This window comes from Armatimonadota bacterium (genome assembly GCA_031081675.1).
Taxonomy (GTDB): Bacteria; Sysuimicrobiota; Sysuimicrobiia; order Sysuimicrobiales; family Kaftiobacteriaceae; genus Calidihabitans; species Calidihabitans tengchongensis.
The window spans coordinates 1-19,399 of the sequence record JAVHLZ010000004.1; the positions used below are offsets into that span (position 1 = coordinate 1).

The 19,399-nt window shown below is 73.8% G+C and carries 20 protein-coding genes; 8 read left to right on the plus strand and 12 right to left on the minus strand.

The window, feature by feature from the left end; translation table 11 throughout:
• Window positions 1–18 precede the first annotated feature (18 nt).
• Window positions 19–591, plus strand: a complete 573-nt coding sequence (locus RB150_02090) for an elongation factor P (protein ID MDQ7819330.1) — start codon at window positions 19–21, stop codon at window positions 589–591.
• 99 nt (window positions 592–690) lie between these two features.
• Here RB150_02090 and RB150_02095 read toward each other — a convergent pair whose 3' ends face one another.
• Together RB150_02095 and RB150_02100 are read right to left on the minus strand one after the other, a co-directional pair.
• The gene (locus RB150_02095; GenBank protein ID MDQ7819331.1) at window positions 691–1,134 is read right to left on the minus strand and encodes a periplasmic heavy metal sensor; all 444 of its coding nucleotides are present in this window, start codon (window positions 1,132–1,134) and stop codon (window positions 691–693) included.
• A gap of 104 nt (window positions 1,135–1,238) precedes the next feature.
• Window positions 1,239–2,528 (minus strand): MFS transporter, encoded by a 1,290-nt coding sequence (locus tag RB150_02100; protein ID MDQ7819332.1) that lies wholly within the window; start codon window positions 2,526–2,528, stop codon window positions 1,239–1,241.
• On the opposite strand from RB150_02100, the gene RB150_02105 reads away from it, so the two are divergent.
• On the plus strand, window positions 2,527–2,931 hold the full coding sequence (locus RB150_02105) for a DUF3054 family protein (GenBank protein MDQ7819333.1): 405 nt from the start codon (window positions 2,527–2,529) through the stop codon (window positions 2,929–2,931). The two genes, RB150_02100 and RB150_02105, sit on opposite strands and share 2 nt — an antisense overlap.
• A 91-nt stretch (window positions 2,932–3,022) precedes the next feature.
• Here RB150_02105 and RB150_02110 read toward each other — a convergent pair whose 3' ends face one another.
• Window positions 3,023–3,877, minus strand: a complete 855-nt coding sequence (locus RB150_02110; GenBank protein MDQ7819334.1) for an NAD(P)-dependent oxidoreductase — start codon at window positions 3,875–3,877, stop codon at window positions 3,023–3,025.
• 285 nt (window positions 3,878–4,162) lie between these two features.
• On the opposite strand from RB150_02110, the gene RB150_02115 reads away from it, so the two are divergent.
• Entirely contained in the window at window positions 4,163–5,020 is an 858-nt protein-coding gene (locus RB150_02115) for a hypothetical protein (GenBank protein MDQ7819335.1), read from the plus strand.
• Between the two features lie 33 nt (window positions 5,021–5,053).
• Here RB150_02115 and RB150_02120 read toward each other — a convergent pair whose 3' ends face one another.
• The 5 genes from RB150_02120 to RB150_02140 form a co-directional block, all read right to left on the minus strand.
• Window positions 5,054–5,497 carry a prepilin-type N-terminal cleavage/methylation domain-containing protein gene (locus tag RB150_02120; GenBank protein MDQ7819336.1) on the minus strand — a complete coding sequence of 148 codons (444 nt, stop codon included), beginning with the start codon at window positions 5,495–5,497 and terminating at the stop codon, window positions 5,054–5,056.
• Between the two features lie 209 nt (window positions 5,498–5,706).
• Window positions 5,707–6,249: an NUDIX hydrolase gene (locus RB150_02125; GenBank protein MDQ7819337.1), complete on the minus strand. Its 543-nt coding sequence runs from the start codon at window positions 6,247–6,249 to the stop codon at window positions 5,707–5,709.
• Window positions 6,246–7,784: a carboxypeptidase M32 gene (locus RB150_02130; protein ID MDQ7819338.1), complete on the minus strand. Its 1,539-nt coding sequence runs from the start codon at window positions 7,782–7,784 to the stop codon at window positions 6,246–6,248. Before RB150_02130 ends, RB150_02125 begins: the two co-directional genes overlap by 4 nt.
• Before the next feature lie 27 nt (window positions 7,785–7,811).
• Window positions 7,812–8,105: a GYD domain-containing protein gene (locus tag RB150_02135; protein MDQ7819339.1), complete on the minus strand. Its 294-nt coding sequence runs from the start codon at window positions 8,103–8,105 to the stop codon at window positions 7,812–7,814.
• Between the two features lie 69 nt (window positions 8,106–8,174).
• Complete coding sequence (locus RB150_02140) at window positions 8,175–9,881, minus strand: adenine deaminase C-terminal domain-containing protein (GenBank protein MDQ7819340.1); 1,707 nt, start codon at window positions 9,879–9,881, stop codon at window positions 8,175–8,177.
• Between the two features lie 151 nt (window positions 9,882–10,032).
• Here RB150_02140 and RB150_02145 point away from each other — a divergent pair, with 151 nt between their 5' ends.
• Window positions 10,033–10,746: a hypothetical protein gene (locus RB150_02145; protein MDQ7819341.1), complete on the plus strand. Its 714-nt coding sequence runs from the start codon at window positions 10,033–10,035 to the stop codon at window positions 10,744–10,746.
• A 127-nt stretch (window positions 10,747–10,873) separates the two neighbouring features.
• On the opposite strand, the gene RB150_02150 is transcribed toward RB150_02145, so the two are convergent.
• Window positions 10,874–13,354, minus strand: a complete 2,481-nt coding sequence (locus RB150_02150; protein MDQ7819342.1) for a tetratricopeptide repeat protein — start codon at window positions 13,352–13,354, stop codon at window positions 10,874–10,876.
• A 108-nt stretch (window positions 13,355–13,462) separates the two neighbouring features.
• Here RB150_02150 and RB150_02155 point away from each other — a divergent pair, with 108 nt between their 5' ends.
• Window positions 13,463–13,867 carry a thioesterase family protein gene (locus RB150_02155; GenBank protein ID MDQ7819343.1) on the plus strand — a complete coding sequence of 135 codons (405 nt, stop codon included), beginning with the start codon at window positions 13,463–13,465 and terminating at the stop codon, window positions 13,865–13,867.
• 72 nt (window positions 13,868–13,939) lie between these two features.
• Here RB150_02155 and RB150_02160 read toward each other — a convergent pair whose 3' ends face one another.
• Both RB150_02160 and RB150_02165 read right to left on the minus strand, forming a co-directional pair.
• Window positions 13,940–14,680, minus strand: coding sequence for a class I SAM-dependent methyltransferase (locus RB150_02160; protein MDQ7819344.1), 741 nt, complete (start codon window positions 14,678–14,680; stop codon window positions 13,940–13,942).
• Window positions 14,681–14,689: 9 nt separating this feature from the next.
• Window positions 14,690–15,640 carry a 2-dehydropantoate 2-reductase gene (locus RB150_02165; protein MDQ7819345.1) on the minus strand — a complete coding sequence of 317 codons (951 nt, stop codon included), beginning with the start codon at window positions 15,638–15,640 and terminating at the stop codon, window positions 14,690–14,692.
• Between the two features lie 259 nt (window positions 15,641–15,899).
• Here RB150_02165 and RB150_02170 point away from each other — a divergent pair, with 259 nt between their 5' ends.
• Entirely contained in the window at window positions 15,900–16,922 is a 1,023-nt protein-coding gene (locus RB150_02170) for a glycosyl hydrolase family 18 protein (GenBank protein ID MDQ7819346.1), read from the plus strand.
• 58 nt (window positions 16,923–16,980) lie between these two features.
• On the opposite strand, the gene RB150_02175 is transcribed toward RB150_02170, so the two are convergent.
• A complete protein-coding gene (locus tag RB150_02175) occupies window positions 16,981–17,142 on the minus strand; it encodes a hypothetical protein (GenBank protein ID MDQ7819347.1) in 162 nt (53 codons plus the stop codon).
• Window positions 17,143–17,267: 125 nt separating this feature from the next.
• On the opposite strand from RB150_02175, the gene RB150_02180 reads away from it, so the two are divergent.
• Window positions 17,268–18,662, plus strand: coding sequence for an efflux RND transporter periplasmic adaptor subunit (locus tag RB150_02180; GenBank protein MDQ7819348.1), 1,395 nt, complete (start codon window positions 17,268–17,270; stop codon window positions 18,660–18,662).
• Window positions 18,659–19,399: an ABC transporter ATP-binding protein gene (locus RB150_02185; GenBank protein MDQ7819349.1), complete on the plus strand. Its 741-nt coding sequence runs from the start codon at window positions 18,659–18,661 to the stop codon at window positions 19,397–19,399. The genes RB150_02180 and RB150_02185 overlap by 4 nt, the downstream gene beginning before the upstream one ends.

Below are 19,399 nucleotides of genomic sequence, written 5' to 3' on the forward strand. Positions count from 1 at the left end.
GGCCGGGGGTGAGCGCGGATGATCCTGGCATCCGAGCTGCGGCCGGGCATGGCCGTCCGCCTGGAAGGCGACCTCTACAAAGTCATCGCCGCGTCCTACCACATGGGCGGCGGCCAGCTCAGCGGGGTGACCCACGCCAAGCTGCGGAACATGCGCACGGGAGCGATCCGGGAGGTGCGCTTCAAACCCGACGACCGGCTGGAGGACGTCACCCTGGCCCGGCGGACGATGCAGTTCCTGTACCGGGACGCCGACCTGTGCCACTTCATGGACGTGGAGACCTACGAGCAGGTGTCCATCGAGGCCGCGCGGCTGGGCAGGGCGGCCTCCTTCCTGGTCGAGGGGATGACCCTGCCCGTGGAGTTCTCCGACGGCCAGCCGGTGGGCGTCGTCATGCCGGACGTGGTGGAGGTCCGGGTGGCCGACACCGCCCCGCCGACCCGGGGTGTGGGCGTGGAGGGCAGCGTGTGGAAGGAAGCGCGCCTGGACAACGGGCTGACCATCATGGTCCCGCCGTTCATCGCCCCCGGCGAGGTGATCCGGGTCGAAGTGGAAACCGCCACCTACCTGGAGCGGGCGAAGAAGAAATAAGGAAGAAGGAAGAGGGATGAGGGAAGAAGGGAACGACCCCGCGCCCTTCATCCTTGATCATTTCCTTCTTCCCTCTTCCTTCTTCCCTCTTCCCTCACCTTACCGCCCGCGGCGGGCTCTCTGGCGCAGGAGGGCGCCCAGGCGCGCGCGCTGGTCGGGAGTCAGGATCTCCCGCAGCTCGGCCTGCAGGGCCACCCGGGCGCGGATCAGCTCGGCGGTCAGCGCGCCGATGCGGCGGGCGATCTCGTCCGCCCGCGCCGTGTCGGGGCGCTCGGCCAGCATCACCTCCCGCAGATCCAGCCGGGCCCGGGCCAGATCCAGCCGCAGGCGGGCGGTCCGGTCGCGGTATCTCCGGAGGGCCGTCTCCAGCCGCCTCGCCTGATCCTCGGTCAGGCCCAGAGCCTGCTGCAGGCGGGGCGCGGTCAGCGCGAGCCGGTCGGCAGGCGGCGGTCCCCAGGGCCGCGCCAGGACCCCGGAGGCCGCCCCCAGGACCAGGACGGCGGCGAGGCCGCACGCAGTCCAGGCCAGCTTGCTCACAGCCACATCACCTCCCCTCCTGGGAACGCATCCAGGGCAGGCGAAGTTCCCCCCTTACCGGGGAATCTCCTCAATCTGTGCAATCTGCGCAATCTGTTAATTTCGCTCTTTCAGGATTGAGGAGATCGCGCAGATTGCGCAGATTCAACGTCCAGCCACCGGGCCCGCAGCCGGACCCCCACCGCCAGGGCCAGCAGCAGGCCGCTGTTGATGACCACGGCCAGAGGTGCGCCGACGCGTTCGCCCAGGGCCCCGGCCCACAGGGCGCCCACGGGCATGGCACCGAAAAACACCAGGCTGTACAGGCTCATCACGCGCCCCCGCAGGTCGTCGGGCACGGCGGACTGCACCATGGCGTTGGCCAGGTTCATCACCAGGATCATCGCGGCGCCCACCACCGCCATCGCCCCGAGCGCCAGGGCCACGTGGCGCACGCCGGCAAACACCAGCAACGCCACCGGGATCAAAAGCAGTCCGCCGGCCAGCAGGCGGCCGCGCCGGACGCGGGAGCCCACAGACGCGATGAACAGGGCGCTGGCCACCGCGCCCACCCCCCGGGCGGACTGCAGCAGGCCGTTGGTGGCGGCGTTGCCGTGCAGAACCTGCACCGCCCACGCCGGGATCAGCGTGCCCACCGAGATCCCCAGCAGGCTGAGCAGGCCCACCACCAGGATCAGCACCCGCACCGGTTCGTGGGCCGCGGCATAGCGCAGGCCCTCCCGCAGGTCCTGGCCGGTCCGCCCCGAGCCCCGGGGCGCGGGGGCGGGAGGCAGACGCATCAGGAGGAGGGCGGCGATCACGGCCACGAACGTCAGCCCGTTGATGGTGAAGCACCACGCCGGTCCCAGGGTGGCGTACACCCACCCGGCGGCCGCCGGCCCCAGGGTGGTGGCGGCGTTGAACATGGTGGCGTTCAGCGCGATGGCGTTGGTCAGGTCGTCCCGGGGGACCAGATCCACCACGAAGGCCTGCCGGGCCGGCGCGTCGAAGGCGTTGGCCACGCCCAGGGCCGCTGCCAGCGCCACCACGTGCCAGGGCGCCACCTTCCCGGTGAACGTGACCGCGGCCAGGGCGAACGCCAGGAGCATCATGACCCCCTGGGTGTACACTAACAGTGTCCGCCGGGGCATCCGGTCGGCCACCACCCCGCCATAGAGCATGAAGACCCAGGTGGGCATGCCCGAGGCAAAACCCACGTAGCCCAGGTACGCGGGCGAGCGGGTCAGCTCGAAGACCAGAAAGCTCTGGGCCGTGGCCTGCATCCACGTGCCGAACAACGACACCAGCTGACCGGCAAACCACAGGCGGAAGTTGCGGTGGCGCAGGGAGGCGAACGTCCCGCCCGGGCGCGGCGCCACGGCCGGCGCGGCGGCGGTGGCTGGGGAGGGGGGATCAGCCATGGCGATACCTCACGGTGGACGGGCCGGCCCGGCGCCCGCGGGCCGCATCCGCCGGCTCCTGGTGGCGGCCGACGCCCTGGGCCTGCTGGTGTTTGTCGCGGCCGGCGTACGCGTGCACGGTGGCCTCCTGACCGCCCGGGCCGTGGCCCGGGATGCGGTGCCGCTGCTGGCGGCCTGGTGGGCGCTGGCCCCGCTGACCGGGGTGTACCGCAATCCCGGCTGGGTGAGCCTGCTCCGGCACTGGGCGGTGGCCGTCCCCGCCGGCCTGCTGGTACGCCAGGTTCTCCTGGGACGCCCCCTGGGGCGCGGCACGCTGGTCTTCCTGGCCGCCGCGTGGGTCTTCACGGCGGTGTGCGTCGGCGCCGCGCGCCTGGCGGCGCGGATCGCGGCCGGATGGCCGTGACGCGCCTCCTCTCCCCAGGCGCCGCGGGGACGGGCGCGCACGCAGAGCCCCGCCGTCCGTCCGGATGCATGAACCTGGGAGAAGCCTGTCACTATTCCGCCTGTTCCCACAGCAGCCGGTGCACCACCGAGTGGTCCAGGTCACCCCAGCCCCGCTCCACCACGCGGCGGTACAGCTCCACCGCGCTGTCCAGGTGGGGCAGGCGCACCCCGTGCTCGCGGGCCAGGGCCTGGGCCAGCAGCAGGTCCTTCAGCTGGGTGCGGGCGCGGCCTCCGGGAATGTACGCCCGGGCGACCATCCGGCTGCCGTGCACCTGCAGGATCCGGGAGTCGGCAAACCCGCCGGCCAGGGCCTTCTGGACGACCCGCGGGTCCACGCCCGACCGCTCGGCGAGGGTGAGGGCCTCGGCCACGGCCCCGATGGTCAGTCCTACGATCACCTGGTTGACCAGCTTGCAGGTGTGGCCCGCTCCGGCCGGCCCCACGTGCACCACCCGCCCCAGCGCCTCCAGGATCGGCCGCGCCCGGGCCACGTCCGCGTCCGTCCCTCCCGCCATGATGGCCAGGCTGCCGCGGGCGGCGCCTTCGGGACCGCCCGAGACGGGGGCGTCCACCCACCCCACGCCCACAGCGGCGAGCCGGAGGGCGTGATCCCGCGAGCGCGCCGGGTCGGAGGTGCCCATGTCCACCACCAGGTGGCCCGGCCGCAGGTGAGGCCGCAGGGCGGCGAGCACCTCGTCCACGGCGGCCGAGTCGGCCAGCAGCAGCAGGCACACGGGCGCCCGCGCCGCGTCGGCCAGGCTGGGGACGAGGGAGATGCCCGCGCTCAGGTCCGGGGGCAGGGGCGACCGGTTCCATCCCCGCACCTGCCATCCGGCCTCCTGGAGCCGGCGCGCCACCGGCCGGCCCATCAGCCCCAGTCCCAGCACGGCAACCTGGCCATCCACGAGGAACTCACCTCCTCACAAAGGGAAAAGGGAAGAGGGAAAAGGGAAGAGGGGAAAAGGGCAGGGCGTGCATACGCCCTTCTCTGGTGGCGGAACGCGGATCGGGAAAGGGAAAAGGGAAGAGGCAATTGCTCAAGCGGTACGTACGCCGGGCCATCGCTGGGGAAGGGAAAAGGGAAGAGGGAAAAGGGAAGAGGGGAAAAGGGCAGGGCGTGCATACGCCCTTCTCTGGCGGCGGAATGCGGGTCCCGGATCCCCGGGCGTCGTCTGTGGGGGAGGTGCCTGATGTCTGCGCTGGACATCCTGTGGCTGTTCTTCATCGCGTCAGCCCTGCAGCCCGTCGTGCAGCGCCGGATGCTGGAAGCAGCCCGCATGCGGCTGCTGACCCTGTTGGAGCGCCGGCGCGGGTCGCGGGTCATCGCCATGATTCACCGCCAGGAGACCATGAGCCTGCTGGGGTTTCCCCTGCTGCGCTACATCGACATCCACGACAGCGAGGAGGTGCTGCGGGCGATCCGCCTCACCCCGCCCCAGATGCCGATCGACCTCATCCTGCACACTCCCGGCGGCCTGGTCCTGGCGGCCGAGCAGATCGCGCTGGCCCTGCGGGCGCACCCCGGTCGGGTGACGGTGTTCGTGCCCCACTACGCCATGTCCGGGGGCAGCCTCATCGCCCTGGCCGCCGACGAGATCGTCATGGACCCGCACGCGGTCCTGGGGCCGATGGACCCGCAGATCGGCCAGTTCCCGGCGGCGTCGGTCCTCAAGGTGCTGGCCCGCAAGGATCCCAACGAGATCGACGACCAGACCTTCATCCTGGCCGATGTGGCCGAGAAGGCCCTGCGCCAGGTGCGGGACACGGTGGTGCAGCTGCTCAGCGACAAGATGGGCGGCGACCAGGCCTCCCGGGTGGCGGACGTGCTCACGTCGGGCACCTGGACCCACGACTACCCCATTACCGTGGCGGAGGCGCAGCAGCTGGGCCTGCCGGTGTCCACCGCCGTGCCCGAGGAGGTCTACCGGCTGATGGCCCTGTACCCGCAGGCCGGCCTCCGGCGACCGTCGGTGGAGTACGTCCCCATGCCCTACCGCGGCAGCGAGCCGCACCCGCCCGCCCCGCGGCCCCCCCGCCAGGCGCACTGATACCGCCGCGCCCGCCGGCCTGCTGCCGCGAGGTCAGGGGCTGTCCTGCAGTCCGCCCGAGGGCGTGTAGCTGATGCCCGGCTGGATTCGTCCGCAGGGTGTTCCGGCGGGCCAGGCGGCCGACAGCCGGTAGTCGGCCGGGGGGTCGCCCACCGGCGTGTAGGTGTACGGGCGGCCCGTGCACGGGTCGGCGGGCACCGCGCGCAGGTACACCTGGCCGCTGGCCAGCTCGTCCAGGCGTGCCGGGTAGCGGCCGTGGTCCAGGTAGTAGGTCTCCAGGGCCGTGGCCAGGTTGCGGAGGTTCCCCTTGCTGGCCACCACCTGGGACTGAGCGCGCGCCCGCAGGAAGTTGGGGATCAGCACGGCGGCCAGGATGCCGATGATGGCCACCACGACCAGCAGCTCGATCAGGGTGAAACCCGACTGGCCGCTCCCGCCAGTGTCTGCGCGGGACCGGCTGCGGGCGCGCCTTTGCATCGCGGCCGGACCTCCGGCCCCCATTGTACCCGGCCGGGCCCGGCGCGGGGCTACAGGGTCGGGCGCGGGTGGGCCTGCAGGAACGCGTCCATCCCCCGGGCCACCGCCCACCCGATGGCGATGACCACCGCGATCCAGAACGCCGTGCGCACGGGACTCACCGGGAGGCCTGGGGCCTCCCTTGCGGACATGCCCGGGCCGGGACATGGTTACGCCGAGCCGCGGGGCGCGGCCAGTGCCTGCCGGAGGGCCGCCAGCGCCGCCCGGTTGTTGTCGAAGGCCAGGGGCGGCAGGTCGTCCAGCGGCCACCACCGGGCCTCACAGACGTCGCTGGCCGGAGCCGGCTCGCCCCGGGTGACGGCGGCCTGATAGTAGATGTTCAGGGTCGCCTCGGCGTCCTCGCCGTCCCCATAGCGGTCGGGGAAGATGCCCACCACCGGGCCGAGGGCCACCTCGACGCCCAGCTCCTCACGCAGTTCGCGGGCCAGCGCCTCGGCGGGAGACTCCCCGGGGTCGATGAACCCGCCCGGGCAGTCCCACATCCCCTGGCGGGGCGGAACAGCCCGCCGCACCAGCAGGACCTCCCTCCGTCCCCCCGGGCCCTGGCGGGTGATCAACGCCGAGACGGTGGGCTTGGGGTTCTGCCAGTGCACCAGGCCGCAGCGGGGACAGACCGGCTGCGGGTGGCGTTCGTCGGCCAGACGGCGCCACTGCAGGGGCGCGCCGCAGTGCGTGCACAGGCGCGGCGTCATGGGCGCCGGGCGGTCTGCCCGATCCCCAGGCCGTAGATCTCCCCGAACTTGCTGTCCAGGTAGCGCAGGTAGGGGTCGGGGGTCAGGTCGGATCCGGTCGCCCGGCGCAGCAGATCGGCAGGCAGGTACTTGCGCCCGTGCCGGTGCACGCGGTCCCGCAACCAGCCCAGGAGGGTCCCGAACTGCCCCCGGCCGATGTCCTCCGGCAGGCCGGGGTGGTCCCGGCGCGCCGCCTCGTACAGCTGGACGGAGATCACGTTGCCCAGGGTGTAGGTGGGGAAGTACCCCACCGACCCCGACGCCCAGTGGATGTCCTGCAGGACGCCCTCGGCATCGCTCGGGGGGGTGATGCCCAGGTAGGCCTGCATCTTCTCCCGCCAGGCGTCGGGCAGCTCGTCCGCCGCCAGCGTCCCCTCCACCAGATGACGCTCGAGGTCAAAGCGCAGCATGATGTGCAGGTTGTAGGTGACTTCGTCGGCCTCGACCCGGATCAGAGACGGCTGGACCCGGTTGACGGCCCGGTAGAACCGGTCCAGGTCCACGCCGCGCAGGGACGGGAAGAGTTCCAGTAGCCGCGGATAGTAGTGCGCCCAGAAGGGGCGGCTGCGTCCCACCAGGTTCTCCCACAGCCGGGACTGGGACTCGTGGAATCCCAGGCTGGCCCCCCGGCCCAGGCAGGTGCGGGCCAGCTGGGGCGGGATGCCCTGCTCGTACAGGGCGTGTCCGGCCTCGTGGAAGATGGCGAAGAGGGCCGAGGGCAGATAGCGGCTGTACCGGGTGGTGATGCGGACGTCGTCGGGGTGGAACGCGGTGGCAAAGGGGTGGGTGGACTCGTCCAGGCGCCCTCGCCGCAGGTCGTAGCCGAAGGCCTGGGCCACCTCCAGGCCGAACGCCCGCTGCTGCTGGATGTCGAACTCCCCGTACAGGAAGCTGTCGTCGGGAGCGCCCCGTCGGGCGATGGCCCGGACCAGGGGAACCGTCGCCTCCCGCAGCCGCGCGAACAGCGCCTCCACCTGGCGCGAGGTCATGCCGGGCTCGTAGTGGTCCAGCAGGGCGTCGTAGGGGTGCTCGGCATAGCCCAGGTAGTCGGCCTCCCGCCGGACCAGCTCGACCATCTGCGCCAGCGCCGGCCGGAACGCGGGGAAGTCGTTGCGGCGCCGGGCCTCGCGCCAGATCTGGACGCTGGCCGACGCGTGCCGGGCCCGCGCGGCGACGAACTCCGGCGGCAGGCGGCTGGCCCGGTCATAGTCCCGGCGGGTCATCACCACGATCCGGGCGTCGTCCGAGTCGGGGTCCAGGCGGTCCAGGACCGCTTCCGCGGCGGCCAGCAGCTCCCGCGTCCGGGGGGACACCAGCAGTTCGTGGGCCAGGCGCATCAGGGTGCCCAGCTGCTCGGCCCGGCCGGCCGCTCCCGCCGGCGGCATGTAGGTCTCCTGGTCCCAGCGCAGGACCGCCGCCGCCGCCCGCAGGTCGGCGATGGTGGCCAGGTGCGCTCGCAGCTGCTGAATGGGTTCGGGGGTGGTGCCGTCGGCCATAGGTCCTCCTCTGGGATCGGGCGGGTCTCAGCCCAGCCCCTGCAGGATCCGCGCCATCTCCGCGGCCGTGTAACACCGCATGGTCAGGGTGCGGACGTTGCCCTGGCCCGCCATCCAGATGGCCACGCGGCTGGCGGCGGCGTCGTCGGGCGCGTCCAGAAGCGCCAGGGCGTCGTACGGTCCCATGGTCCACAGGGTCTCCCGCACCCGCACGCCGAACGCCTGCGCCTGCGCGGTAAACTTCTCCGCCCGGGCGGTGGTTTCCCGGGCCGTCCGGGCGCCCTGCTCGGTCCACGTGAACAGCATCGCGTACGTGGGCATGGGATGGTCCCTCCTCGTCCGTGGGGTGCTGGATGTCTTGCCCTTCGGCCCCGCGCTCTCCTGCGCGGCTCACAGGGGGTCGGGGGGCTGCACCACCTGGCGGCGGCGGACGTCCCACACGCCGCGGGAGGTCACCCGCGCCCACGGCAGCGCGTCAAACGTCAGGAACAGCAGCGTGAACAGCGGGTCGGAGAACGGATATCCCCGGGACCGCATCAGGGCGTTGAAGCGGCGGTTGGCCTCCACCACCTCTTCCCACGTCAGGGAAGAGTACGGCCCCACGTCCACCCGCAGCGCGAAGACCTCCGCGCCGCCCTCGACTACCACCACGCCTCCGCCCAGGTCCGCCAGCCGGCGCAAGGCGCGGGCCATGTCCTCCGGATCGCTGCCCAGGACGGCCACCGGTTCGAAGCCGCTGGTCAGGGTGGTGGCCAGCCCGCCCAGGCGGTCGGCGCATCCGGCCAGGCGGGCGCGGGTGATCCACCGACCCCGGCGGTCCACCAGCGCCAGATGCAGGGCCCCCGGAGGGACCGCGTCCGGCGGCAGGAGGTCGGTGATGACGTCGTTGCTCAGGCGCAGGCCCACCCGGCCCGGGGGACAGGCCAGCGCCTGGGGCGCCAGGTGCGGGATCGGGGGTGTCTCGAACACGCCGGTCCAGTCCGGCGGCGGCAGGGGGACCAGCACCCGCCCGTCCCGGACGGCGACCTCGCCGGCGGAGATCACCACGAGCGGAGTAGGCTCGCGCAGGTCGGCCAGGACGTTGAGGTCGGCCCGCGCCCCCACGGCCACCTCGCCCAGGTCGTCCCACCCGTAGTAGCGGGCGGGGTTGTAGGTGATCATGCGCAGCGCGTCCAGGGGGCTCACCCCGCGGTCCATCGCGATCCGGGCCAGGTGGTCCAGGTAGCCCGCCCGGGCGATGAACGCCGGCGTGGGGCCGTCGGCGGTGAGCATCACCCGCCCGGAGGCGATGTCCCGGGGCGTGACGGCCTCCAGCAGGACCGGCAGGTCGGGACGGATGCTGCTGTGCCGCAGCATGGCCGCCAGCCCCACCTCCAGCCGGTCCCGGACCTCCGAGGCCGTGACGGCTTCGTGGCAGGAGGTGATCCCCGCCGCCGCCAGCGCCGCCAGGCGGTCCCGCGAGGCGCCGGGGGCGTGGCCTTCCACGGGCCGTCCGTCCTCGCGCGCCGCGCGGATCAGCGCCCGCAGCTGCGGGTCGCCCAGCACCACGTCGAACCAGCGGGTCACCTCGCCCACCCCCGCCGCCCAGGGCCGCCGCCACAGGGCGCGCAGCCGCCCGGGCGCAAACCGCCCGTCGCCGTCGGTGAAGGACTGGGGGTGCAGGCGGATCAGCCAGCGGAACTTCATGGGCAGGGCCGCCAGGTGCTCCAGCACGCCCTCCAGCCTGTCCGGCCGTGCCAGCATCATCAGGGGGAGGGCGTCGACTGCGGCGGTGGTGGTGCCGTGCCGCAGCAGCACGGCGGCGAACTCGGTCGGGCTGGCGACCAGCAGGTGGCCGTGGGGCTCGATGTATCCCGGGACCACCACCGCCCCGGCCAGGTCCAGCACCCGGCGGCTTCGGGCGGCGATCTCCTCGTCCGCACCCACGGCCGCGATGCGCCCCGCCCGGATGCCCACCGCCCGGCGGTGGACCTGGCCGGCCCGCACGTCGGCCACGGTCCCGCCGGTCAGGCCCAGGTCCAGGGAGGGGGTCACGCCGTTCAGGATAGCCGCCTCCCGGCCGCCCCGCAACGCGGCCCCCCGGACTGCGGCGGCCACCGTCCACGGGCAGGAGATGCCCGCCCCGGCGGGAATACTCCAGCCAACCGTTCACGCTGTCTGTGGGCCGCGCGCTGCGGCCCGCCGGCTCCGTCCGCCGGCCGCCGTCCTTTCGGCCGTTCCCTCGTGACTTCTCGCGGAGGTGGGCCCCATGGTGCGGGGAGCATGGGTGTACTGCGTGGTGCTCGTCCTGGTGGCGGCGGTGCCCGCGGGCGCCCAGATGGCCGCGCCGGCGCGCCACACGGTGGAGGCGACCTACTGGCCGGCGTCGGCGTCGTCCAGCACGGGCGCGGCGTGGACCGTGGGCCTGTGGGGGCTGGATTATCGCATGGTGCGCGGGGACTCCCCCTGGGGGCTGCGCCTGCGCGTGCTCAGCGGCGCGCACGCCGCCGGCACCGACACCTTCTGGAGCGCGGATGCCACCCATGACCTGGGCGCCGACGCCGTCCAGCTGACGGGCCTGGTGGGCTACGGGTCGCTGCAGTGGGCGCCGCCGGGGCTCAGCGTGCGCAGCAGCGGCGTGCGGGTGGGCGTGGAGGTGCGCCGGCCCCTGGCGGAGGGATGGGCGGTGACGGCGAGGTTTGTGTGGTCGCCCTCCAACGCCAGCGCGGGCCTGACGACGTCATCAGGGGCGGCCACCGAGTGGAGCGTGGGCCTGCACTACAAGCTGCCGTCCCTGCGCATGTCCGGCGACTCGCCGCCGTACGTCCCCGCGCTGCTGGGCGGCGTGGGCCGGCCCAGCCCTCTGCCTCCCACCGACTGGGGGATGGCCGTGACGTACACGTCCACCACGGTGGACGCAGGCGCGGCGGGCAGCACGTACACGTGGTCGGGGCTGCAGATCGCGCTGACCAAGACCTTCTGACCGGCCGGCCCGGCGGGCCATCAGGACTCCAGGGCCGCCGCGATCGCATCGTCCACCGCCAGCGCGCGGCCCTCCTCCCAGGCCTCCTCCACCGCCCGGTCGCCCAGCGCGGCCCGGGCGGCGCCGATCACCTGTGCCTGGTCGTCGGAGGAGGGCTCGCCGATGGCGCTGCGCGCCCCGTGCGCGGCGGCCAGCAGCTCACCGCGCGACGGTACTGCTGCCGGGCGGCGGCCACGTAGCCCAGCATCAGGATCGACGATGCGATGCCCTCCCGGTCCCCCAGGTCCCGGAACAGCAGCAGGCCTTCCTTCAACAGCGCCTCGGCCCGGGCGTGGTCTCCGGAGTAGGCGGCGATGCGGCCCAGGCCGTGCAGGGCCGCGGCCTGGTTCATGGTGTTTCCCTGGGAGCGGGACAGGTCCAGGCTGTCCTCGAACAGGCGGACGGCCCGATCGCGCTCGCCCCGGAACCACCGGACGATCGCCAGCAGCCGCAGCGCCCACGCGGTTCCCCACAGGTCGCCCATCTGCCGGAAGACCGTCAGGCTCTGCTCGTGCAGGGCCACCGCCTCCTCGCCGCGGCCTGACCGGCGGGCCAGGGCCCCCAGAACGAGCAGGGAGTACGCCTCACCGAAGGTATCCCCCGACTCGCGGCACAGTTGCAGGCTCAAGCGGGTCTTCTCCGCCACGCCGTGGTCGTCCCCGAGGACAAACGACAGGTGCGCCAGGGCCATCAGCGCGCGGCCGCGCCACCAGGTAGGGGAGGAGTCTGCCGCCTTCAGCACCTCCGCCAGCAGAGCCCGCCCTTCCTTCCAGTAGCCCCGGATGTACCAGTACAGCCACAGGGATGCTGCCAGTCGCAGGGCGTCCGGGGCGGCTGAGGGGCGGCGCCGGGCGGTGGCCAGGGCGGTCGCGAGGTTGGCCGCGTCGGCGTCCAGGACCCGCAGCCACAGGTGCTGCTGAGGGCCGCGCAGTCCCGCCTCGGCCCTCTCGGCCAGGTCGCGGTAGAAGCGGAGATGGGCCTCTTCGGCCGCGTCCTGTTCGCCCGCCTCCTCCAGCCGCTCGCCGGCGTACTGGCGGACCGTGTCCAGAAGGCGGTAGCGCGCTCCGGTCACCAGGACCAGCGACCGGTTCACCAGCCGCGTCAGCAGCGGGACCACCTCGTCCCGGGTGATGCCGCCCCACGCGCAGACGCTTTCGGCGGCGTCCAGGGTGAAGCCGCCGGCGAAGGCCGACAGGCGGCTCAGCAGACGGCGCTCGCCGTCGGTCAGCAGGTCGTGGCTCCAGTCCAGGGCCGCCTGCAGCGTCTGGTGGCGGGAGGGGTGCGACCCCCCGGCCATCCGCAGCCGGAACCGGTCCACCAGCCGGTCCGCCAGGTCCGGCAGCGCCAGGGCGGGCGCGTGGGCGGCGGCCAGTTCGACGGCCAGGGGGATGCCGTCCAGGGCGTGCGCGATGCGGACCACATGGGGGAGGGCGGATTCGTCCACCGCAAACCCGGGCAGGGCGGCCCGCGCCCGCTCGACGAACAGGCGGACCGCCTCAGCACCCAGGACGGCGGCCGGGTGCGTCGCGTGAGGGTCCGGCAGCGACAGCGGGAGGACCGGGTAGGACACCTCCCCGGGCACGCCCAGGCGCTCCCGGCTCGTGGCCAGGATCGTGATGCCCTCGCTTGCCCCCAGCAGCGCGTGGGCGAGGCGCGCCGTCGCCTCCACCGCGTGCTCGCAGTTGTCCAGGACCAGCAGCAGGGTGCGGCCGCGCAGGGCGTCCACCAGCGTGGCAGTCATGGGTCGGCCGGGTTCCTCCCGCACCCGCAGCACCGCAGCCACGGCCGCGGGGACCTGGGAGGGATCGGTCACGGGCGTCAGGTCCACCAGCCAGACGCCGTGGGCGAACCGAAGCAGCAGCGTCCGGGCGACCTCCAGGGCCAGCCGCGTCTTGCCCACGCCGCCGGGGCCGGTGAGGGTCACCAGGCGGGAGTCGGCCAGCAGCCCCGCGACCTGCCTGAGCGCCTCCTCGCGCCCGACGAAGCTGGTCAGCGCCAGGGGCAGGTTGTGCAGCACGGCTGCCTCGGCCCGCAGCGGAGGCAGAACGGCGGGCACGAGGGGGTGCCGCAGCTGGTACAGCCGGTCCGACCGGCGCAGCCCGCGCAGGCGGTAGACACCCAGGTGTGTGCGGGCAACGTGCCGGCGACCAGGACGGCCGTGGCTTCGGACAGCAGGATCTGCCCCCCCGTAGCCGGCGGCGCAGATGCGGGCGGCCCGATGGACATCCACGCCGGCGTAGCCCCGGCGGGTGGGAACGGCGGTGCCGGTGTGCAGCCCGACGCGGGCGCGGACCGTCGCCCGCCGGGGCCAGCGGTGTCGGGCGAGGGCCGCCTGCATCGCCACCGCGGCGGCCACGGCATCCCGGGGAGCGGCGAAGACCGCAAAGAACGTGTCCCCGGGGGAATCGACCGGGTAGCCCCGCTGGCGGACGCTGCAGCGGCGCATGAGCGCGCGGTACCCGGCCAGCACGCGCGTGTAGGCCGCATCCCCCAGCTGCTGGAGCAGCTCGGTCGACCCCTCGATGTCCGCGAACAGGAAGGTGACCGTTCCCGCCGGCCGTGCAGACATGGCCGCCCGCCCCCGTCGGGCCTGTGCGGGTGTCGCAGGACCTTTCGCGGCCGGGCGGCCGATCTCCCCCGCAGGAGCGCGGCCGGGGCGGACGAAGCCCACTACAGCGTGAAACCCGGACTGTCCCCCGGCGCCGAGGCCCGTATCACCGTCACGGTGACCCCGGACATGCTGGCGACGTTTGAAGGCCTGGGTCCGGTCCACCCCGTCTACGCCACCTGGTCGCTGGTCCGGCACATGGAGCTGGCCTGCCGGACGCTCGTCCTCCCGTTCCTGGAGGCGGACGAGGACACGGTGGGCCACAGCATCAGCGTGACCCACCTGGCGCCCACCGGCCCCGGCGACCGGGTCACCGTCCGGGCGCGGCTGCAGGCCATCGAGGGCCGCCGGATCATCTGCGCCGTGGAGGCCTTCAACTCCCGGGAAAAGATCGGGGAGGGCACGCAGGTGCAGGTCCTGGTGTCCCGGCGCCAGTGGCAGGAGGTCATTGCCCGCCTGGCCGGCGGTACCTAGCGTGTCCCTCGGATCGCGCGGAGCGGTCTGACTTCCGATTCCGCGGACGGCCTCCCGGCGCGGCGGGGCGGGCTACCGGCGGGTGGCGACGAAGACGGCGGCCTCGCTGTCCAGGGAGTAGGGCTGGCCGTCCAGCCCGCCGTACACCCCGTCCAGCCGGAAGCCGGCGCGGTCCAGCATCGCCACCACCTCGGCCACCGTGTAGGCCCGGATGGAGTGGAACCACGACTGGCGGCGGCCGTCGGGGAAGAAGATGTGGTTGGTCCAGTTCAGCCGCCCCCGCAGGTGGTCGAACTCCCACTCCTCCACCTCGAAGACGTCCCCCGTGCGGTCCACCTGGTACTGGTCGAAGGTGCGGATCTCGTACTCCCGGTTCCAGTAGTCCAGCAGGAAGCGCCCGCCCGGGCGCAACGCGCGGGCGATGCCAGCCAGCATGGCGAGGTTCTCCTCGTCGGTGTCGAAGTAGCCGAAGGACAGAAACATGGTGATGGCCGCGTCGAATTCCGGGGGCAGCGCCAGGTCCCGGACGTCCTGGCGCACCCAGGTCACCGCGACCCCGGCCTGCTCCGCCCGCTGGCGCGCGCGGCCCAGCTGGACCTCGGAGATGTCCACCCCGGTCACCGCGAACCCCCGGGCGGCCAGTTCGACCGCGTGGCGACCGTATCCGCACGGCACGTCGAGGATCCGGGCGGGCGGCCGGAGCTGCAGCAGGGACAGAATCTGAGGGACCTGCTCCCGGGCGCGGGCGACGTCCTGGGGCTCGTACAGTTCGAAGTACAGCGGCGAGTCAAACAGGCGTCGCCACCACTCCATGGCGGTGGCCTAGCCTTCCGGCTGCCCGGGGGCCGCCGTCCGGCGGGCGACCTCGTCGTAGGGGAGCAGGGCGGCGTAGATGGCCCGGCACATGGGCGTGGGAATGCCGTAGCGCTGCCCCAGCCGGACGGCGTATCCGACCAGCGCGTCCAGTTCCAGGCGCCGCCCCCGGGTCAGGTCGGTATACAGGGACGAGTAGCTGTCGGGGTCCAGCGCGTCGGCGAACCGGCGCACCCGGTCTCTCTCCCCGGGCGGGATGGGCACGCCGTGGGCGCGCCCGACCGCGGCGACCTCGCTGGCCACGTCCAGGTACATCTCGAAGGTGGCAGGAGTGCTGCGGAGCACCCCCACCGGCAGGCGCGTCAGCGCCGTCATCCCGCCCTGGGCGGTGATGAACAGGTACTTCTCCCACAGCTCCACCAGGATGCGGTCCGACAGCTCCACCGGGACCCCGGTGGCGGCCAGCGCCTGCTCGATCGCCCGGGCGCGGGGCGACCGGGACCCGTCCAGCTCCCCGAAGACGATGCGCCGGGGCCCGCCAGTACGGCGGATCACGCCGGGGGCCGGCACCGAGGTGAAGATGTAGCAGGCTCCCCCCAGGACGTGCTCCCGGCCCACCCGCTCGGCCAGGACCTCGACGTTTGCCACGCCATTTTGCAGGGTCAGGACGGCGGTGTGCGGGCCCAGCAGCGGCGGCAGGTGGGCGGCCGCGGCTTCGGTGTCGTAGGACTTGACCGCAAACAGGACCAGGTCCACCGGCCCGATGGCGTCTGCCCGGTCCACGGCCCGCACGGGCAGGACCCGGGCCGGGGAGCCCACGTCCTCCAGGCGCAACCCCTGCTCCCGCAGCGCCCGCAGGTGCTCGCCCCGGGCCAGGAAGGTGACCTCGCACCCCGCGTCCTGCAGCAGCGCCCCGTAGTACCCGCCGATGGCGCCGGCTCCCACCACCGCGATCTTCACCGCATCTTCCCCCAAACGTCCGGCATCCCTGCGGTCGCGTTCCGCCGCGACGGCTGCGGACAGGCGTGACTTCGGCACCGCGGCCGGGGGAGTCCTTGCCGCGGGCGAGATCTGCGGCGCGGTCTGTCTGGCCGGAGGCGGCGGCGGGCACAGTGTCGATAGCGCGGGTCGCCGGTAGGGAAAGTGTCGGTCGCCCGTCGAATCCGACAGCGGGCCGACCGGCCCGGCGACGCCGCACCTGACGACGGACCTGTCTGACGTGACGCTGCTGAGACGCACCCTCGCCGCCTTCGCCCCCACAGCCCTGGTCTGCCTGCTGGCCGCCGGCGCCTCCCCGGCGCAGGCCCCGGGTCCTCTGGCCGGCGTGGGCTTCTATGCAGACTGGGACCCCAACTCCTGGTCCACGGTCCGCGCCCAGGGACACCGGCTCAGCGCGGTCGTCACCACCGACGTCGTCCTGACGTCCGACGGCACGCTCGCCGGCCGCCACGACCCGCGGGTGATGACGCTGGCCCGCAGCCGGGGAGCGCGGGTGTCCTTCCGCGTCTCGGCGGCGTCGCCCGACGTCGTCCGGTCGGCGGTGAGCCGCCCCGGTCTGGCCGGCCAGGTGGCCGCCGCGGTGGCGGACGTCCTGCGGGAGCACAACTACGACGGGGCCGTTCTCGACCTGGGCGTCTTGCCTGCGGCGGACCGCCCGGCGCTGTCGGGGCTGGTGGCCGCCGTGGCCCGAGCCGCCCACGACCGCGGCCGCCGGGTGTCCGTGATCGTTCCGCTGGCAGAGGATGGTCTCCCGGCCGGGGCTTACGACCTGGCGGCGCTGGACCAGGTGGCCGATGGGGTGATCCTGCGGGCGTATCACGAGGGGCGCTCGGCCGGCCCCGCTGGCCCGGTGGCGCCGCTGCCGTGGGTGGAGGGGGCGGTCCGGTCCGCCGCCTCGCAGGTGGCGCGCTCGCGGATCATCCTGGGAGTCGCCCTGTTCGGCTACGACTGGCCCGCCCGAGGCGCTGGCGAGGTGGTCTCGATGCGGGAGGCGCTGGGCCGCGCGGCGCGGGCGGGGGTACCGGTCGTCTGGGATGTGCGGGCCCAGACACCCTACTACCGGATTCTGGATCGCACGGTGCACTTCGAGGACGTCCGCAGCGTGGAGCGCAAACTGGCGCTGGCCGCGCACCTGGGCCTGGCCGGCGTGGCCTTCTGGCGCCTGGGCAGCGAGTCACCCGACCTGTGGGAGAAAGCCGGTGCCTGGATCCGCCCCTCCCTGACCGTTTCGTCCCTGCGCTGACGCAGTCCGGCTGCGGGGCGCACCCCCGCCTCATCCGCCTGGCCTGTGGCTGTCGGCCTCAGGCCGCCCGCGTCTGCTCTTCGTCGGCGGGCGGGACGACCTCGGGACGCACGGCCAGCAGGTCCCGCAGGAGCGTCAGCAGGGTGGAGGGAGCGTCCGCGCCCGCCGGGGGCGTGCGCGTCCCGTCCGGTGCGTCGCGGCGGGATGGGCGACGTCGCATCCACTCCCCACGGCGACCACCTTCCGGCTCCATCATACCAACAGCGCCGGACCGCCCAGGGCCCCTCCTGTGGGCCCGGACGGCCCTTGGGTGGACGCGGAGACGCAGTGGTATGATGGGGCCGCATGCGACGACTGGGGTGGTGGATCGCATCAGGGCTGGCCGTCCTGGCCGCTGCCGGGTGGGCCCTGCGGTCAGGTCCGCTGGCTGCGGCCACACCGGTGGACGCGGCCGTGGCGCGGCGGGCCACGCTGGAGGTGACCCTGCCGGTCACCGGCGTCTACGAGGTCCCCGCCGTGGACCTGTCCTTCGACATGCCCGGCCGCCTGGCCCGCGTCCTGGTGGAGGAGGGGCAGGCCGTGCGAGGCGGCCAGGTTCTCGCCTTCCTGGACGACGTCGAACTGCGGGCTCAGGCATCCCAGGCGGAGGCGGCCGCCCAGGCGGCTGCCGCGCAGGTTGGGCAGGCGCAGGCGGCGGTCGAGGCCGCCCGCGCCCAGGTCCGCCAGGCGGAAGCCGCCTACCGCGCCGCTCAGGCCGCGCTGGCCCGGCTGCAGGCGGGTGCGCGTTCCGGCGAACTGCAGCAGGCGCAGGCCGCCGTGGATGCCGCCCGGGCGGCGCTGGACCAGGCGCGGCGGACCCTGCAATCCACCGAGCAGCTGTACGCCCAGGGGGCCGTGTCCACCAGCCAGCTGGACGCGGCGCGCTCCCAGTACACAAGCGCCGCCGCCCAGTACCGGCAGGCTCTCGCGCACCTGCAGACCCTGCAGGCCGGCGCCCGCCCGGAGGATGTGACCGCCGCGTCCGAGCAGGTGCGCCAGGCGCAGGCCGCGCTGGACGCCTCCCGCGCGGCGCTGCGGCAGAGCGAGGCCGCCCTGGCAGCCGCCCGCCTGGCTGCCCGCCAGGCCCGGGCGGCGGCGGACGCCGCGACGGCGCGGGCCCGCCGGGCCGCGCTCGCCGCGCCTTTTGACGGGATCGTGGCGCGGGTGTACCTGAGGCCGGGCGCCCTGGTGGGACCGGGCGTGCCGGTGGTGACGGTAGTGGCGCCGGCGGGGTGGATCACGGCCGAGGTGGACGAGGCCGACATCGGCAGGGTGTCGGTGGGCCTGCGGGCGCGCATCACCGCCGACGCGTACCCGGGACTGGTCCTGACCGGCCGGGTGGCGGCCGTCGGCGCCCAGGTGGAGCAACGGCCGGGCTCCCGGCAGGTGCGGGTCCGCATCGTCCTCGACGGCCCCGTCCCCCTGCGGGCTGGCACGGGCGTGGACGTGGACCTGCTGCTGCAGACGGTGCCCCAGGCGCTGGTGGTGCCGGTGGAGGCGGTCGTCGCCGCGGAGAACGACGGCTCCTGGGTCTACGTTGTGGACGGCGGGCGGCTGCACCGGCGTCTGGTGCGGACGGGCCCGCGCAGCGACACGCTGGTGGCCGTGGAGGAGGGGCTGTCCGAGGGCGAGGTGGTGGCGCTGGGCGATCCCCGCACCCTGCGGGAGGGGATGCGGGTGCGTCCCCGGCTTGTGCCATGACCCCCGTCGTCCGGATGGAGGAGGTCACCAAGGTCTACCGCCTGGGCCGGGTGGAGGTGCCGGCGCTGCGGGGGGTCACCCTGGAGATCGGCCCGGGGGAGTTCGTCGCCATCATGGGCCCGTCCGGGTCGGGCAAGTCCACCCTGATGAACCTGATGGGCTGCCTGGACCGACCCACCTCGGGCCGCTACCTGCTGGACGGTCGCGACGTGGCCCACCTGGACGACGACGAACGCGCACAGATCCGCAACCGCCGCATCGGCTTTGTGTTTCAGATGTACAACCTGTTGCCGCGCCTGAACGCGCTGCGCAACGTGGAGGTCCCCCTGATCTACGCGGGGGTGGGCGCCGCCGAGCGGCGGGAGCGCGCCCGGCAGGCGCTGGAGCAGGTGGGACTGGGCGGACGCCTGTCCCACACCCCGGCGGAGCTGTCCGGCGGCGAGCAGCAGCGGGTGGCCATCGCCCGCGCGCTGGTGACCGACCCGGCGATCATCCTGGCCGACGAGCCCACCGGCAACCTGGACAGCCGCTCCGGGGCCGAGATCCTGGCCCTGTTCCAGGACCTCAACGCCCGGGGGATCACCATCGCCATGGTCACCCACGACCCGGAGGTTGCCGAGCACGCCCGGCGGATCGTCACCCTGCGGGACGGCCGCATCGTGGGCGACCGGCCGGTCCCGCGCCCCCGCCGCGCCGCCGACATCCTGGCCGGGCTGCCGGCCGCCGGAGGGATGTAG